General features: G+C 56.8%; 18 protein-coding genes. 7 read left to right on the top strand and 11 right to left on the bottom strand.

Annotation, left to right across the window (positions count from 1 at the left end; translation table 11 throughout):
* The 6 genes from AC07ED_RS01225 to AC07ED_RS01200 all read right to left on the bottom strand — a co-directional run.
* A partial coding sequence (locus AC07ED_RS01225) for a hypothetical protein (protein ID WP_478241693.1) occupies positions 1–182 on the bottom strand: 182 nt, incomplete at its 3' end.
* 72 nt (positions 183–254) lie between these two features.
* Positions 255–944, bottom strand: a complete 690-nt coding sequence (locus tag AC07ED_RS01220; protein WP_105236746.1) for a Crp/Fnr family transcriptional regulator — start codon at positions 942–944, stop codon at positions 255–257.
* Between the two features lie 99 nt (positions 945–1,043).
* Complete coding sequence (locus tag AC07ED_RS01215) at positions 1,044–1,805, bottom strand: formylglycine-generating enzyme family protein (RefSeq protein WP_105236745.1); 762 nt, start codon at positions 1,803–1,805, stop codon at positions 1,044–1,046.
* Positions 1,806–1,815: 10 nt separating this feature from the next.
* Positions 1,816–3,030, bottom strand: coding sequence for a copper-containing nitrite reductase (nirK, locus tag AC07ED_RS01210; RefSeq protein WP_105236744.1), 1,215 nt, complete (start codon positions 3,028–3,030; stop codon positions 1,816–1,818).
* Positions 3,031–3,061: 31 nt separating this feature from the next.
* Positions 3,062–3,490 carry a pseudoazurin gene (locus AC07ED_RS01205; RefSeq protein ID WP_105236743.1) on the bottom strand — a complete coding sequence of 143 codons (429 nt, stop codon included), beginning with the start codon at positions 3,488–3,490 and terminating at the stop codon, positions 3,062–3,064.
* Positions 3,491–3,568: 78 nt separating this feature from the next.
* Positions 3,569–3,865 (bottom strand): DUF1858 domain-containing protein, encoded by a 297-nt coding sequence (locus AC07ED_RS01200; protein WP_245918227.1) that lies wholly within the window; start codon positions 3,863–3,865, stop codon positions 3,569–3,571.
* 126 nt (positions 3,866–3,991) lie between these two features.
* Between AC07ED_RS01200 and AC07ED_RS01195 the strand changes: the two genes are divergently transcribed.
* The 7 genes from AC07ED_RS01195 to AC07ED_RS01165 are packed head-to-tail and all read left to right on the top strand — an operon-like array spanning position 3,992 to position 10,045.
* On the top strand, positions 3,992–4,444 hold the full coding sequence (locus AC07ED_RS01195; protein ID WP_105236742.1) for a c-type cytochrome: 453 nt from the start codon (positions 3,992–3,994) through the stop codon (positions 4,442–4,444).
* A 12-nt stretch (positions 4,445–4,456) separates the two neighbouring features.
* Positions 4,457–5,806, top strand: a complete 1,350-nt coding sequence (locus AC07ED_RS01190) for a cbb3-type cytochrome c oxidase subunit I (protein ID WP_105236741.1) — start codon at positions 4,457–4,459, stop codon at positions 5,804–5,806.
* A gap of 3 nt (positions 5,807–5,809) precedes the next feature.
* On the top strand, positions 5,810–6,604 hold the full coding sequence (locus AC07ED_RS01185) for a CbbQ/NirQ/NorQ/GpvN family protein (protein WP_105236740.1): 795 nt from the start codon (positions 5,810–5,812) through the stop codon (positions 6,602–6,604).
* A gap of 4 nt (positions 6,605–6,608) precedes the next feature.
* A complete protein-coding gene (locus tag AC07ED_RS01180) occupies positions 6,609–8,489 on the top strand; it encodes a nitric oxide reductase activation protein NorD (protein ID WP_105236739.1) in 1,881 nt (626 codons plus the stop codon).
* Position 8,490: 1 nt separating this feature from the next.
* Positions 8,491–8,664, top strand: coding sequence for a hypothetical protein (locus AC07ED_RS01175; protein WP_167668790.1), 174 nt, complete (start codon positions 8,491–8,493; stop codon positions 8,662–8,664).
* Complete coding sequence (locus AC07ED_RS01170) at positions 8,661–8,891, top strand: NnrT protein (RefSeq protein ID WP_105236738.1); 231 nt, start codon at positions 8,661–8,663, stop codon at positions 8,889–8,891. Before AC07ED_RS01175 ends, AC07ED_RS01170 begins: the two co-directional genes overlap by 4 nt.
* Positions 8,888–10,045 carry an NnrS family protein gene (locus AC07ED_RS01165; RefSeq protein ID WP_105236737.1) on the top strand — a complete coding sequence of 386 codons (1,158 nt, stop codon included), beginning with the start codon at positions 8,888–8,890 and terminating at the stop codon, positions 10,043–10,045. The genes AC07ED_RS01170 and AC07ED_RS01165 overlap by 4 nt, the downstream gene beginning before the upstream one ends.
* Here the strand turns inward: AC07ED_RS01165 and AC07ED_RS01160 are convergent.
* The 5 genes from AC07ED_RS01160 to AC07ED_RS01140 all read right to left on the bottom strand — a co-directional run bounded on the left by AC07ED_RS01160 (position 10,042) and on the right by AC07ED_RS01140 (position 14,387).
* A complete protein-coding gene (locus tag AC07ED_RS01160; protein WP_245918226.1) occupies positions 10,042–10,827 on the bottom strand; it encodes an FAD:protein FMN transferase in 786 nt (261 codons plus the stop codon). The two genes, AC07ED_RS01165 and AC07ED_RS01160, sit on opposite strands and share 4 nt — an antisense overlap.
* A 71-nt stretch (positions 10,828–10,898) precedes the next feature.
* Positions 10,899–11,414 carry a nitrous oxide reductase accessory protein NosL gene (locus AC07ED_RS01155; protein WP_105236735.1) on the bottom strand — a complete coding sequence of 172 codons (516 nt, stop codon included), beginning with the start codon at positions 11,412–11,414 and terminating at the stop codon, positions 10,899–10,901.
* Positions 11,411–12,235 (bottom strand): ABC transporter permease, encoded by an 825-nt coding sequence (locus AC07ED_RS01150; RefSeq protein WP_105236734.1) that lies wholly within the window; start codon positions 12,233–12,235, stop codon positions 11,411–11,413. Before AC07ED_RS01150 ends, AC07ED_RS01155 begins: the two co-directional genes overlap by 4 nt.
* Positions 12,232–13,134, bottom strand: coding sequence for an ABC transporter ATP-binding protein (locus AC07ED_RS01145; protein WP_105236733.1), 903 nt, complete (start codon positions 13,132–13,134; stop codon positions 12,232–12,234). Before AC07ED_RS01145 ends, AC07ED_RS01150 begins: the two co-directional genes overlap by 4 nt.
* Positions 13,131–14,387 carry a nitrous oxide reductase family maturation protein NosD gene (locus AC07ED_RS01140; RefSeq protein ID WP_105236732.1) on the bottom strand — a complete coding sequence of 419 codons (1,257 nt, stop codon included), beginning with the start codon at positions 14,385–14,387 and terminating at the stop codon, positions 13,131–13,133. The genes AC07ED_RS01145 and AC07ED_RS01140 overlap by 4 nt, the downstream gene beginning before the upstream one ends.
* Positions 14,388–14,395: the final 8 nt, after the last annotated feature.

Below are 14,395 nucleotides of genomic sequence, written 5' to 3'. Positions count from 1 at the left end.
GTGCCGTTTGGGTGCCCATCATGACGAAATCCTCCAATCCCCTCATATTCGAGTGAATCAAAGGACTTGCCGCGCTGCAACAAAGACTTTTTCAACAGCATCGGCGGAAAACGGACGTTCGCTGCGGACGCGAACGCCCCCTTGTCCGCGAACGCGAGCGGACATTCAGTTTGACGTAACATACCGAACCCTAACGATCGCCATCGGGAACCTAACGTGACCCTCACGAGACGGCACGAGAGAGGCTCAAATTCTCAGGCGCCGCTAAGTTCCACTAATCGATGGGCATTCGTGACGCAGACATGTTTGCGTTTACTTGCCAGAATGCCGTCTTTTTCCCATGCCGATAGGAGACGGGAAACGGTGTGGAGCGTTGTACCCGTCATTTCGGAAATGTTTTGACGGGTGACCGGGAAGCCGATTTCGATCCCTTGCTCAGTACGTTTTCCTCCTTGCTGCACAAGACGTAAAATCGCGCAAGCTATGCGCTGTTCAACGTGTTTTGTTGCCATTTCCATGATCGTGCTGTTCATAGCCTCGACGCGGCCGCCTACAACTTTGTAGGTCTCTGTCGCGAATCCTGGATATTTGGTGACGAAACTGTCCCAGCGGGACATAGGCCACGATAGGGCAATACACTCAGCCGCAGCGACAGCCGATGCAGGATAAGTGGTCCGACCCAGTGCCGCAGCAATACCGAATAATTGACCAGGTGGGATATGCAACGAGATGATCTGCTCGCCATCCGCGCTATGTCGAACGACACGAATATGCCCGTCCAGCAACAGATAGAACCTGCCAGCGTCATGACCCTCCGAAAAGATCGTTGCGTCGGCATCAATACGCAGTGGGCTTGCGAGATCCAAAATTTCGCGGATCTGGACCGAAGACAGCTGCCGGAACGGCGGCAGCGACGCGATGAGAGATTCATCCAGCTTTTTCAAAATTGGGATCCCTGTTCGAATGCAGACCAAAACTCATAGACACGCAAACACAGGGATTCAAGATACGGTTTTTATCGTCGGGTCAAGTACAACACGGCTTTAGGAAGAGGGAGGAAGCGCGCGGATCGGGCTGTCCGATATCAACCGCATTCCAAGATGGGCTGGCGGAGTACCGACCGCACACCCTCCGAATGCAGGGTCGCGAACTATAAAAGACATGGCCGCCACGTGCTCTCCTCCGACGAAGTAGGCAGGGCAACTTTCATCAGCGACGACATCACCCGAGAAACAGTCCTGCGTCCATTCCCATACGCTACCGTCGAGGTCGGCGATGCCCAAACTACTGGTTTTCCACGCACCCTGTTCCCTTAACGCACGCGATGCCCGCCCCTCGACCAAATAGGCTGACGCCCATCTTAGTTCTGGATCGGTAAATATGGGATCGACTTCTTCGGGGAGCACCTCATGTGCGATCGCTTCCCATTCTGCCAAGGTCGGAAGCCGGAAGGCATGGCGAGACTTGGTATTCACCCAAGCCAAATATTCCTCGACATCAAGATAGCTAAGACCCGTTGCAGGTGTCGTTTCGGAAACCAATCCGGGTTGCGGAATGATCTTTTCGTGACAGGCCCCGTCGGTAAAACAGCGGTTCCACTCAGCAATGGTAACTTCGTATTTCTGGACAAAAATCTCGTGTCCATCTTCAAAGCGGTAGGGTTTATCTGCCATTTCAGGCACATAAGCTAAATCGGGACCGCGCAACAAATACGCGGCCCCGATTGTTGTCACCGCAGCCAGTGCCGCTACTCCGATAACGAGGGAACGCGTCATCACGGAACGGTTTTTGGCTGCGGAGTTCATTGGCTTTTCCTCAGGTTGCGATGCTATGTGGCGCGACGACCTGCTCCATGAGTGCATTGTCCCAATCACCTTCAACGACAAAGTGAGCGGTAGCGCCAAGAAGCACAGCTTCGATCAAGTTATGGTTCACGTAGGCATAGACGCCTGGTTGTTTGAACGTGTAGGTCGCTGCGCCCGAACTGCCGCCACGGATGAACCATGTTTCCAGTCCAGTTTGCGGGCGATCGCTGAACGAACCAGCTTCCCAGACGTTGTCGCCATGGCCACCGATGAGGTGCGGACGGCTGTCGCGGGTGGCTTGGTTATGGACCATCAGGACGGTGTCGCCGACTTTTGCGCGTAGGGCATTTTCACCAGTCAGCGCGCCAACAGAACCGTTGAAGACTTCGTGGGTCGGAACCAGGCCGCGCATAACTTCCATGCTGTCAGCATAGTCGTCACCAGCCTTTTCGTAGGACTTGAAGTTGCCATCATCGTCCTGCGGCAGATAGAAGTCCTGTTCCCCGATGTAGGCAATGCTGTCGTAGTTGATCAGGTTACCTTGGGAGTCTTTCAGGCCATCACGCGGCAGCACCATGATGGTGCCGTTCATCCCGTGAGTGACGTGATACGGGATCATCGCACCGCCTGGAGCACAATGGTAAGTGAATACACCAGCCTTGGTGGCTTTCCAACGCAGAACGGTTTCTTCGCCCGGATAAACGTGGGTCAAACCACCACCGCCGAGCGCACCAGTTGATGCGTGGAAGTCGATGTTGTGCTCCATCTGGCTATCAGTTGGGTTGCGAAGAGTGAGTTCTACATAGTCGTCTTGGTGGACGATGATCAGCGGGCCAGGGACCGATCCGTTGTAGGTCAGCGCCCAGATTTGTGCGCCAGTTTCCTCGTCAACGGTCAACAGGCGTTCCTGCGTTTCCATTGTGATCTCGACGATTTTCGGGCCACCAGTTGCAACGTTTTCATGGACTGGGGCAAACGGTGGTGCGACCAGCTCCTGACGAACGCGAGTGTAGCCTGACAGGTCTGCCGCAACTGCCTGAGTCTGAGCGTCAGCCTGAGCCTGGATAAACTGAGGCGCGTGAGGACGCGGTGTCACGATTGGCATTTTGGTTGGGGTGGCTTTCGCCGCACCTCCGACCATCGCTGCCGCGCCGGCAAGCATGGAGCCACGAAGTACGCCGCGGCGGCTGGTTTGAATGAGGCCGGGGTTAATGATTTTGGCCATTTTTCCCTCCTGGGTCTTTCAGTGATTTTTGTTAAAGATTGGAAAGCTGTTCTTCGAAGCGAGTCTTCGCGGTTCGCGGCAGACGCCCTTCAAGGAAACCTTCGGGAACCTCGACATCGCCAACGGCAATCGACATCACCATGCCCATTGCAAAATGCGGCTTGCACATGACGCCGTAGACGCCTTCTGTATCAAGGGTGACCACGAGTTCTTCGTTGATCTTACCTTCGAATGGCGCGGCCCCTTCTGGTGCCAGACCCTCGATGAGTACGGCGTTGTGACCGCGATCGGTTGGTACAAAGCGGATGGTGTCGCCCGCTTGGGCTTGGACGAAACCTGGTTCAAACACCATTGTTCCGGCTTCACCACGGTTCAACATCCGCACAACGTGCTCTTCTGCTTTTGCGGCACCAGCAAATGTGGCGACCAGAGCGATTGGAACTATCAGTTTGCGAAGCATTGTTTTCCCTCGTTTTCGAATTTCGTTGACCCAACTCTAGGCCACTTCGGGATCGGGCAGTTTGCGCTTCAACAAACTTCAGCGAGGTTTTCCAAATAGATTGGATAAAAGCGATTTTCTTTCAAATTCCGAATTATTTTCAATCACTTGAACGTCAATTTCGCCATCAGCGCTAATCGCCGCATTTAATTCGGCCACAAATTCAAGTGGTTCGAGATCGTATTCAAGACACGCATCAGCGATCGTATGGAAAGGGTTCACGAGGCAGCCAACGCATAACATCTTGTGCCCCAAAAATACGGGGACCGTTGCTGGCCAACGATTGATCAACTCGCCAAGCATAAGTTCGCAGTCTTCAGGGATAACTTTGTTCACAGCATTGTCCTCCTACCGACCAAACTAGAGTCGCTAAAATGCCTGAACGTTGTTCCTCCGCAAACTCCTCCTCTGAAATCACGCGTAGCCATCTCAGTTGAACCGCAACTAAAAGGGAAAGCTCCGATGGCTGAAATCCTTACAAAAGCAAGGGCGCGGAATGTGTTTTACGGGGGATCTATCTTCTTCGTGGCCATATTCGCGGTCCTCTCGGTGCAAAGTCACCGATACATCGTCAATACATCCACGACCGGCATGGAACTGTCCGAAGAGGTCGTTCTGGGCAAACGCGTCTGGGAAAGAAGTTCCTGCATCAACTGCCACACACTGCACGGCGAAGGCGCCTATTTCGCGCCTGAAGTTGGCAACGTGATGACACGCTGGGGCGTGACAGATGACCCCAACGGTGCATTCGACATGCTGAAGGGTTGGATGGAAGCCCAGCCAAGCGGGATCGAAGGCCGTCGCCAGATGCCGAACTTCAACCTGACCGACGAGGAAATCCGCGGATTGTCCGAATTCCTGCGTTGGGCTGACCACACCGACACTCAGGGCTGGCCCCCGAATGATGCGGGCTAAGGAGAGACGCTCATGAAATATCAATCGCAAAAAGTGGCGCTGGCCTATTTCTCGGTGGCGATGGCGCTGTTCGCAATCCAAGTTCTAGGTGGGCTCTTGGCTGGTTGGGTCTATGTGTCGCCCAATTTCCTGTCAGAACTTCTGCCCTTTAACGTAATCCGTATGCTTCACACCAACGCACTGGTCGTGTGGCTGCTGCTGGGCTTCTTTGGCGCAGCATATTTTCTTTTGCCTGAAGAAACCGAAAGAGAGATCTTCTCGGTCAAACTGGCATATATCCAGCTGATCATCCTTGTCGTCGGCACTCTGGGGGCCGTTGTGTCCTACCTGATGGGTATCCACGGCGGTCGTGAGTTCCTTGAGCAACCGCTCTGGGTCAAATTCGGCATTCTGGTGGCCGCAGTGATCTTCCTTGTCAACGTGTCGCTGACCGTTCTGGCAGGACGCAAGACCGCGATCACCAACGTGCTCCTGATGGGCCTTTGGTTGCTATCCCTGTTGTGGATTTTCGCCTTCATTAACCCAGAGAACCTCAGCCTCGACAAAATGTACTGGTGGTTCGTGGTCCACCTGTGGGTGGAAGCCACATGGGAACTGGTAATGGCCGCGATCCTTGCCTACCTGATGCTGAAACTGACGGGCGTTGACCGCGAGGTCGTCGAAAAATGGCTCTATATCATCGTTGCCACTGCGCTATTCTCTGGCATCCTTGGTACGGGGCACCACTTCTACTGGATCGGCACACCAGGCTACTGGCAGTGGATCGGATCGATCTTCTCGACGCTCGAAGTTATCCCGTTCTTCCTGATGATGAGTTTTGCATTCGTCATGGTCTGGAAAGGTCGCCGCAACCACCCAAACAAGGCCGCATTGCTGTGGTCGCTGGGGTCTTCCACCGTTGCATTCTTTGGCGCTGGCGTCTGGGGTTTCCTGCATACACTGCACGGCGTGAACTTCTATAGCCACGGCACGCAGATCACCGCAGCCCACGGCCACCTTGCGTTCTTTGGGGCTTATGTCGCGCTGAACCTTGCGGTGTTCACCTATGCAATGCCGATGCTGCGTAATCGCGAGCCCTATAACCAAGTGCTCAACATGGCCAGCTTCTGGCTGATGACGGGCGGTATGGCGTTCATGACCTTTGTCCTGACCTTTGCCGGTACGATCCAGACGCACATGCAGCGTGTTGTTGGTGACTACTACATGGACGTGCAGGATGCCCTGTCGGTGTTCTACCTGATGCGGTTTGGCGCTGGTGCTGCTGTCGTGATCGGTGCGCTTCTGTTCATCTACTCGCTGTCGATGCCGCGCAAACGTGAAGTCATCACAGGCGGCGAGACCGACCTCCAGCCAGGGGAATGATAGATGACGATGCATAATGTCCCGACGATCCCCTATTACCGTCCAACGGGTCGCGAATGCGATCTGTTCCAGACGGCCTACACCAACGGTTTGCCCCTTCTTTTGAAGGGGCCGACCGGCTGTGGCAAAACCCGCTTTGTCGAACATATGGCGGCAAAAATGGGCAAGCCACTTTATACCGTCGCCTGTCATGACGACTTGTCCGCCGCAGATCTGATCGGGCGCTACCTGCTCAAAGGCGGGCAGACCGAATGGGTTGACGGGCCGCTGACCCGCGCCGTCCGCGAAGGTGCTATCTGCTATCTCGACGAGGTGGTCGAGGCCCGCAAAGACGTGACCGTCGTCCTGCACCCGCTGACCGATAGCCGCCGCACTCTAATGATTGACCGCACAGGCGAAGAACTTGTCGCGCCCAAGGGTTTTATGTTGGTCGCATCCTATAACCCAGGCTACCAGAATGTGCTTAAGCGGTTGAAGCCTTCGACCCGCCAGCGGTTTTTGGCGATCGGCTTTGATTTCCCTAAACCCGATGTTGAGCTCGAAATCGTCGTTAAAGAAAGCGGGCTGGACGCGGGTCGTGCTGCGCCTTTGATCCGCCTCGCAGGGCATATCCGCAGCTTGTCGGGCATGGACCTTGAGGAAGGGGTTTCGACCCGTCTGCTGACCTACGCGGCCAAGCTAATCGCAGGGGGTATGGGTATCGATCAGGCGCTGGACGTGGCAATCATCGAACCCTTGTCCGACGACGCGGACGTTCAGCAATCGCTGCGCGATCTGGTCGCCACAATCTACGGATAAGACCATGAAAATACTGGACCTGATGGAACCCGAAGAAACGGTCGGCAACCTGTGGCACGACATGGCAAGCAACATCGGCGCAATCCAAATGCATGCCGACGCAGCGGTGTCTTTGACTTCGGTCCGGTCCAGTCTTGCGGTTTTATTTCGAGCTCTTGGGGGTAATGCTGGGGTTGAAATCGTCGAAAGCCCTGCGTCTCCCGCGCGGCATCGCACTCCGATACGGCGCAAGCTAGCCACCCAAGCGGACCGTGAACATGTGGCGCGGTTTGATGGGCAATCGCTTCGGCTTCCGCCTGAAATTGCCGCCTTTTCCGATCGTGACTTGAACCGTGCGGCCTATTTTTGGTTAACCGCTTGCGCTGCGCTAACCACTTCAGCGGACCTGCCGCGCGCGAGCGACGCATTCGCTGCGGACTGTGAGAACATCCGACTAAACGCGGCGGCTGCAGATGCCACCTATAAGGCTTGTCCTGGCCTACGTTCGGCCTATAGCGAGATGGCACACCACCTGTCTGCACACCGTTCGGTTGCACCGCTTCCCACAGCGGAGGCCGAAATCGAACAGATCATCCGCGATCAGCTGTGCGGGCGGCGGATAGACCTACCCGTCAGGACAGCAGAACGAGGATACCTGCCTTTTTCAACCGTCCCAATCTGGTTGCGTTTTAGCCAACCCATGAACGGCAACAATGCCACCGAAGAAGCCAGCGAGACCACCGCGCCGCCTGCTGCAGTCACATCCTCACGCAAGATGGGGGAGCGCAAAGATCAGGATCAGACGCGCCGCCGCGACAGCTTTATCATCCACCGTTTCGAAGCGATCCTGAGCTGGGTTGAATCGATGAACCTCAACCGCTCAGTAGATGATGACGATGATGAAAACGCCGCCAAGGCTGCTGATGATCAGGACAAGATCACTCTGACGAAACACCAGAAAAAGGCGGCGACACGTCTGCGCTTGCACCTCGATTTATCCCCCGCCGAGGCTGACCACGAAAAGCTGGCAGGCAACTACGTTTATCCTGAATGGAACTTCAAATCCCGCAGTTACATGGAGGCACATTGCCGCGTTCTGGATGCGCCTGCGATGTCCGAGGGCGATCACTTCAGACCCGATCCGCGTTTCGTTCGCGCTGTTCGTCGCCAGTTCGAAACGCTCCAACCCCGTCGCATCCTGCGACCGCGTCAAGTTGACGGATCGGAACTGGACCTTGATGCGCTGATCACCACCCAAGCGGATCTATTGGCAACTGGTCGCGGCTCCGACCGGATCTGGCAGGACCACCGCCAGATCCAGCGGGACCTTGCTGTGGCCTTCCTTATCGACACCTCGCGATCGACAGAAGCTGCGATCGGCGACACGTCCGTGATCGAGGTCGCCCGCGAGACTATGGCCGCGATGGCGCATGGCATCGACGCGGCAGGCGACCGGTTGGCAATTTGGGGGTTCTCATCCTTGAAACGCGACCGCGTTTTCCTAACCCGTGTGAAGGAATTCGCCGAACCGATGGGCCAGAACATCGAAGCTAAGATAGGTGCCTTGAAGCCCAGCCATTTTACCCGCCTCGGTGCTTCGATCCGTCATGTTTCCGCCCAACTGGCACAGGAACAAGCCGCCCGTCGACTCTTGATCGTCCTGACAGACGGCAAACCGAACGATCTGGATCACTACGAAGGCCAACACGGGATAGAAGACAGCCATATGGCCGTCCGCGAAGCCCGCCGCGCAGGGCTGACGTTGCATGGCGTCATCGTCGACGAAGACGGACAGGACTGGTTCGCCCGTATTTTTGGGCGTGGTGGTTTCACACTGCTGCCGCATCCCGAACGGATGCCGCGTGCCTTACCCGATATTTACCGCTCACTCACGCAGGAGACCTGAAATGCGTATCCTCCCCCTCACCATGCTGATTACCGCAACCTCTGCATCCGCCGCGCCCTTTGACCGACCGATCCCGCAACCTCAGTCTGCGACTGCAGAGCTGTGGTTCATGCTCGCCTCACTCATGCTCTTTGCTGCGCTTTATGCCGTCTATTGGATGGTGAACCGAAAATGAGTTGGTCAACGCGACGCATTACAGTTGCGCTTTACCCTTTTGGCTGGGGTGCAATGGCTGTGAACGTCTTTTTCGCATCGCTGATCGGAAGTTGGATAGGATTACCAGTTCTATCGACGGGCTGGTCCATCGCGATCGGCGGCTGTGTCGCCATTCCTGCCACCTATGCCTTTGCCCGACATATCAAAAACCTGTTGGAAGAAGCCGAAGAGAAAGCCGCATCATGACAACAACCACGCAACGTGCTCGAGACTGGCAAGGACCTGCGATATTCTCATTCGGGTTCCGCCCGTTCTTTCTGGCCGCTTCAGGTTGGGCGGTGGTTGCGATGGTTATTTGGGTTACAGCCCTTGCAGGGGTGATCGAACTCCCCACACGGTTCGATCCGATCACGTGGCACGTGCATGAATTCTTGTTCGGGTATTTGGGGGCGGTGACCGCGGGGTTCCTGCTCACGGCCGTGCCGAACTGGACCGGGCGATTACCAGTCATCGGCTGGCCGCTTGCAGCGCTGTCGGGCCTTTGGCTGGCTGGGCGATTAGCCATCATGGTGTCAGGTTATTTGCCCACGGGTCTGGCTGCGCTCATCGACCTGGGCTTTCCACTGGCTTTGACGATGTTCCTCCTGCGCGAGATCATTGCGGGCAAAAACTGGCGCAACCTAATCGTTCTGGCGATGATGACTGTCTTTGGCATCGCCAACGCGGTCTATCATATCGAGGCCGCTTTTGACGGTTACGGCGCCCGCATGGGCATCGCCGCGGGGATCATGATGATTTCGGTTATCGGGGGGCGGATTATCCCGTCGTTCACCCGCAACTGGCTGGTCAAACGTGGCATAACCCAACTGCCAACGCCACCAATGCAGTGGTTCGACCGACTGACCCTTTTGGCAACGGTAGCAGGTCTCGTTTCATGGGTATTCGCCCCGACGAACGTGGGCGTCGCTGGCGGCCTTGGTATACTCGGCGCAATGCATCTGCTGCGCCTTGCCCGTTGGCAAGGTCATCGCACAACTGCGGAACCCTTGGTTCTGGTCCTGCATCTCGCGTATGCGTTTGTTCCAATTGGCGCATTTGCGATGGCAATGTCGATCTTTTGGCCCGCGATCCTACCACCGCAGGCGGCGCTGCACATTTGGACCGCCGGTGCCATTGGCCTCATGACCCTCGCCGTGATGACCCGCGCGACACTTGGCCATACGGGACAGGTGCTGCACGCTAGAAAAGCGACAGTCGCGATCTACGCTACGCTGTTGGTCGCAGTCGGGATGCGACTGGTTGGACAGATGCATATGGCTGGAGCAGCCTGGATCACAGCATTCGCATTATTTTGTCTGGTATACGGGCCACTCCTCTTGCAGCCCGCCCCCAAGCGCTAGCCGATGATAACTTCGAACTCAGACAAGAAATGGTCCCACGCGGCCCTTTCTTCTGGCGACGACACTGCAAGTGCAGTGGACCATCCGTCCGCTAGAGTTGCTGAAGACGCGACTACAGTCGCAAAGTCCGGTGCCTCGCTAAACTGACCGTCGCGGCGAAGGATGTGGCCCTGTCCGTTAACCATCGTCCCAGTCAGGCGAGATGTTGCAACGGCTCCTGTTGTCAGGTTCCGCGTGCTTCCGTCAGGCAAAGTAACTGGCCAGCCAGCGCCAAATGCACCGCCGCCCCAAACTGCAACCTCGCCCATATCGGCGACGACATTCGTTAGCCCCTGATCGATCAGGAGCGCCTTGATACAGTCGGTGGCATAGCCCTGTGCGATCCCGTTCAGTGTAATTGCCATACCATCAGGCATCGTGATGTTCTCGGGATCATAGCGCAGTTCAGAAAATGGCTGAACCGTAGGTGCAGAGCGCCATTCGGCGATTGCTGCGAATATTGGCTGAACAGCGGGATCAAACACACCATCGGTCGCATGATGGATGGACATTGCGGTTGCGAGTAACTCCAACATTTCAGGAGCTGGGTTTGCCAAGCGACCTTGGGCATTCAGGCGAACCAAAGCACTATCGCTCCGGTAGAGACTGAAAAGTGCCTCGATCCTCTCAAGCTCGGCCGAGACTGCGGCAAAGACAGGTGCAGCCGATGCTGTGTCAACGCCCGCCAATGCCAGCTTAGTTTGCGCCCCCAAAGCGACGCCGCGCCATTCTGCAACAGGCATCGCGCGGCCAGTCGTGGGAAGACAAGCCGCAGCTGATATCGCGAGAAACCGCCGTCTGGATATCCGCTCCATCAGTTGTGTTCTCCGTGATCCATCGCAGACATAGCGGTCATTTCGGGCCGGACATAGATTTCGGGAATCTCTTGCCAGTTCATAATTCTACCACCGTAACCGCTTGCGTTCGCGGCCTCAGCGCTGCTGTAGGGCAATGCCTCGGGCGTACCCATGCCGCCCATCTGGCTGCCTTCAATCAGGAAAACCGCGTCGTCCGCAGCGATCCAATTGCCCTCCCCCATGATCGCCCAGCTTTCTGCTGCGCCAAGGTCACTGACATAAATCGCCGTAATGTCGGCCTCACGCGCGGGATCCAAAACATAGGCGCGAGCGTCGGACACCTGACTAAACCAAAGCGGCGCCGCTCGGCCTTTCAGGAATATCTGCGCCTTTGGACCCGCATGTTCGGCAACATACATCTGGCAGTAATATCCCAATGCCTCGTCAGTCATGTCGATCGGGGTCGGAATTTCTGCAACATCTTCCTTACAGGCAGCGAGGGCTAACAGCGACAGTGCTATCAATCGTTTCATGGGACAATCCTCTTTGTGCGAAGTGTGCCAAGGCCAAGCGGAAGCACCGCCCAAATGGCCATGGCGACCAGTGTGATCTGCGCTGGAAACGGCATGGTCCGAGCCAATCCGTCGATGCCCGAGACGGGAGCAGCATCCAGCGCGGCAAGGTTGAAGATACGGTAGGCGTCTGCTGGATTGCCAAGGACGAGCCACGGGAACACGACCCGCGTAAAAGCACCGTCTCCCGCCGCAATGACACCGCCCAGCAACGCGAGGTCATAAAGAACAACCAACACCAGCCATAGGCCGATCGACAGGGCGGCAGCCGTCGCGACGCGCGTCGAAAAGGCCGAAACCATCAGACCCAGCGCCACGAATACGGCACCCAATCCAGCGGTGGATAACATAAGGCGCAACCAAACCAGTAATCCGTCGATGCTTGCACCGTAGACCGCAGATACGGCGGCACCTGCCAACCCCAACCCGATCAGGATCGCGCCACCCACCGATGTGGTCTGTGCGATGAACTTGCCAATGAACAGCTCCCACCTGCGGGTAGGCGTGGCAAGGGTCAGGGCTAGTGTGCCGCGCTCGATCTCGCCCGCGATGGCATCGTATGACGTCAGGAGCGCGATCAAAGGGATCAGATAGACGGACAGGGTCGCAAGTGATGCGGCAGTCAAGCTTAGGATTTCGGCATCAAGTCGCGCACCTTGACCCGCGCCCAGAAACGCCAGAGCCAGCGCGAACAGCGCCAGCAGAGCAGTTGTCAGCAGCACCCAGATATTGCGCCGCGCCAGACGCAGTTCTTGCCCGATGATGATAGAAAGTCTAGTCATGTTGGCTCACCTACTGACTGATCGGAATAATGGCGGTAGACATCGGTCAATCCGGGAACATGAACGTCGACGTCGGACACAAGGCCGCCCATCGCACCGATCCTACCAAGAACACCCAGTTTTTCGTCGGCACTGCAAAGCACCTCGACGCTGCGACCGTTGAACCGCGTTCCGCCCAGATTGGCGTGCAGTCGGTCGACCCCACCTTCGTGCGTGGTAGCGCGGATACGGACAGGCAGTGCGGCAGCGCGGGCCAGCTCCGCGAGCGTTCCCATTGCCCGCATTTCACCGCGTGCAAGGATGGCGACGCGGTCGACGCGATGCTCCACCTCTTCCAAGCCATGTGACGACAGCAGGACCGACGACCCTCTCCCCGTCGCATCTGTGATGATGTCGTAGAAATCGCGGCGGGACACGGGGTCTAACCCGCTTGTCGGTTCGTCCAGCAAAAGTAGACGCGGTGCGCCAACCAATGCCTGCGCGAGCCCAAGCCGCTGTCGCATCCCCTTAGAATAAGTGCCTACCGGACGGCGCGCCGCCTCGGCCAGTCCGACACGGTCTAGAAGCGGCATCACCTCGCCACGCAGTGCCCCACGCAGACCCGAAAAATAGCGCAGCACTTCGAGGCCCGTCAGGTTGCGGGCAAATGCAACGTTCTCTGGCAGATAATTGACCGCTTGCCGCGCGGTATCGCTGCCTGGAGCATCACCACAGACCGACAAGGTGCCCGAGGTGGGCCGCAAGAACCCAAGGACGGCCTTGAAAAGGGTCGATTTGCCCGCACCGTTATGGCCCAGCAGCGCGAATTTTTCACCATGCGCGACGGTCAGAGCAACATCATCAAGCGCACGGAAGGTCCCAAAATCGACAGTCAGGTTCTGGACGGAAAGGATGGTCATTGTGTCAGCTCCTGCGTGTAGGTCAAACCAGCGGCGCCTGGCGAGGATAACGGGAAAGGGTCGCTCACCCCGCCAGGTAAAAGTCCAGGAAACCTCGATTGGGACCAGCTGATCAGTTGGACCGCAGGCGAACCGACCAGCATCCGCGCCATCGGTTGTGACCAGATCACCTGATCGACGATATCGTTGGGGCGATATGGGCTGTCGGTGACCCCATCACCATTGATGTCGAAACCAGCGTGGTCGGACCAGTAATTTCCGGTCCCGTCCGCGGCCCACTCAAGCCAGCGGGTGCCAACATATTTGACTTGGGTCCGATTGCCGATAAAAGCGTTCTTAGTCAGTACGTTATCCTGTGATCCAGCGGTGTAATGCACACCGATGTCGCAGCCCGCAAAACGGTTGCCCTCGTAGTGGTTGCGGTTCGAGTTGTAGATGAACAGACATTGTTCGCCGCCGCTTCTGACCTCGTTTCCCGTCAAATCAGCGTGGTTGACGAAATTCATAAAGAACCCGTGGGTCGTGTCGCCGTCGGACAGGTTTCCCATAGCGTAGACCTTATTCGAATACATGAAGGCAAAGCCCATGTCGTTGCCGTGGCTGGTGTTGCCGATCAGCGTGATGTCGTTTGCGTACATCGAATGGAAGGCGAACCGTAGGTCCGACATGTCGTTGTCGCGGTAAGTCGCGCGGTTCGAGGTGGTGACAAAGATACCATCGCGGCCCATGCGAATAGTATTGCCTTCGACCAACAGATCGGGAGCGTTCCAGACGTAGATGCCTGGTCCACGCTCGGGGACGCGCAGATCGTTACGCCCTTCGATCAAGTTGCCAGAAACAGTGACACCGCTTGCGCCCTGAACATCGACGCCGATCAGGTTGCCTTGCAGATGGTTGCCAGTAATCACCGCATTGTCTGCCGTGTCGGAAAGCGCGATCCCACTATCAAGCTTATCCAGCCGCGCACCCGCACCGCGAATGATTAGTCCATTGATAGTTACATCGGGGGCGGTGACGGAAACGACCGTCCCTTCGTTTGGGCCGTTGATGATTGCGGAATCGCCAGTCAAGGTCAGGGGGCGGTCTATAGTGACCGGCCCGGTATACTCGCCCGATAAAAGGACGAGCGTGTCACCGGACGCGGCCTGTTCAATGGCAAGTCGCAGCGTATCGGGGCCGGGGAGAATTTCCCTGACCTCTGCGTTGGCGGGGAAGGCCAACAGGACTAAAAAATACAAGACCCCGATACGCATCACGCCAC

This window comes from Aestuarium zhoushanense (assembly GCF_056431045.1).
This window is presented reverse-complemented; position numbering and strand designations above follow the sequence as displayed.

Coding starts and splice junctions, on each gene's coding strand:
- AC07ED_RS01180 (WP_105236739.1), top strand. CDS start 6,609: ATGAAAATACTGGACCTGATGGAACCCGAAGAAACGGTCGGCAACCTG.
- AC07ED_RS01150 (WP_105236734.1), bottom strand. CDS start 12,235: ATGACTAGACTTTCTATCATCATCGGGCAAGAACTGCGTCTGGCGCGG.
- AC07ED_RS01190 (WP_105236741.1), top strand. CDS start 4,457: ATGAAATATCAATCGCAAAAAGTGGCGCTGGCCTATTTCTCGGTGGCG.
- AC07ED_RS01165 (WP_105236737.1), top strand. CDS start 8,888: ATGACAACAACCACGCAACGTGCTCGAGACTGGCAAGGACCTGCGATA.
- AC07ED_RS01140 (WP_105236732.1), bottom strand. CDS start 14,387: ATGCGTATCGGGGTCTTGTATTTTTTAGTCCTGTTGGCCTTCCCCGCC.
- nirK (WP_105236744.1), bottom strand. CDS start 3,030: ATGGCCAAAATCATTAACCCCGGCCTCATTCAAACCAGCCGCCGCGGC.
- AC07ED_RS01145 (WP_105236733.1), bottom strand. CDS start 13,134: ATGACCATCCTTTCCGTCCAGAACCTGACTGTCGATTTTGGGACCTTC.
- AC07ED_RS01175 (WP_167668790.1), top strand. CDS start 8,491: ATGCGTATCCTCCCCCTCACCATGCTGATTACCGCAACCTCTGCATCC.
- AC07ED_RS01170 (WP_105236738.1), top strand. CDS start 8,661: ATGAGTTGGTCAACGCGACGCATTACAGTTGCGCTTTACCCTTTTGGC.
- AC07ED_RS01185 (WP_105236740.1), top strand. CDS start 5,810: ATGACGATGCATAATGTCCCGACGATCCCCTATTACCGTCCAACGGGT.
- AC07ED_RS01205 (WP_105236743.1), bottom strand. CDS start 3,490: ATGCTTCGCAAACTGATAGTTCCAATCGCTCTGGTCGCCACATTTGCT.
- AC07ED_RS01155 (WP_105236735.1), bottom strand. CDS start 11,414: ATGAAACGATTGATAGCACTGTCGCTGTTAGCCCTCGCTGCCTGTAAG.
- AC07ED_RS01215 (WP_105236745.1), bottom strand. CDS start 1,805: ATGAACTCCGCAGCCAAAAACCGTTCCGTGATGACGCGTTCCCTCGTT.
- AC07ED_RS01195 (WP_105236742.1), top strand. CDS start 3,992: ATGGCTGAAATCCTTACAAAAGCAAGGGCGCGGAATGTGTTTTACGGG.
- AC07ED_RS01160 (WP_245918226.1), bottom strand. CDS start 10,827: ATGCCTGTTGCAGAATGGCGCGGCGTCGCTTTGGGGGCGCAAACTAAG.